We start from the raw sequence: 793 nt of genomic DNA, 5'->3' as shown, positions 1-793 counted from the left end.
GTCTGAAGGGGCGGGCGGGCGAAGTCGGTGGGCAGCTCCAGCGCCTGGGGCGCGCCCTTCAGGTGCTCACGCCACCACGCGAGCTGGTTCTCCAGCGCCTCACCCTGCAACCAGGAGCGCTGCCACAGCGCGACGTCCGGATACTGGAGAGGAAGCTCCGGGAGCGGCGAAGGCTGTCCCACCGAGAAGGCGCGGTAGAGCGCGGCCATCTCCCGCACCAGCACGCCCATGGACCAGCCGTCGGAGACGATGTGGTGCATCGCGAGCACCAGCACGTGCCGCGTGTCCGAGAGCTTCAGGAGCGTGGCCCGCAGCATGGGCCCCGTGGCCAGATTGAAGGGGCGGGACAGCTCCTCGTTCGTCAGCCGGAGTGCCTCGGCCGCGGGCGCCTCGTGCCCACTGATGTCCACCACGGGTAGTGGGAAGGGCGCCGGGGGCTGGATGACCTGGACGGGCGTACCGCCCTCGTCACGGAACACCGTCCGCAGCGACTCGTGGCGGCGCACCAGCTCGGAGAAGGCGCGCTCCAGTGACGGAACGTCGAGCCGTCCGTCGAGTTGGAGCACGGAGGGCATGTTGTAGGTGGCGGTGCCGGGCTGGAGCTGGTCCAGGAACCACAGGCGCTGCTGGGCGAAGGAGAGCGGCAGCGGCCCGGTTCCCTCGGGACGGCGGGCAAGCGCGGGCAGCGAGTTGCGCGACGCCTTCTGCTGGAGCTGCTTCGCCAGCTGGGCGCGCTTCTCGGGGGTCAGCGCTGCAAGCTTCTTCTTGATGTCGCTCATGTTGAATGGCTCGT

General features: G+C 69.7%; 1 protein-coding gene. It reads right to left on the bottom strand.

What is annotated here, in order from left to right:
• A partial coding sequence (locus G4D85_RS48440; protein ID WP_240359953.1) for a condensation domain-containing protein occupies positions 1 to 779 on the bottom strand: 779 nt, incomplete at its 3' end.
• Positions 780 to 793 lie beyond the last annotated feature (14 nt).

Source organism: Pyxidicoccus trucidator (assembly GCF_010894435.1).
Lineage (GTDB): Bacteria > Myxococcota > Myxococcia > Myxococcales > Myxococcaceae > Myxococcus > Myxococcus trucidator.
This window is presented reverse-complemented; position numbering and strand designations above follow the sequence as displayed.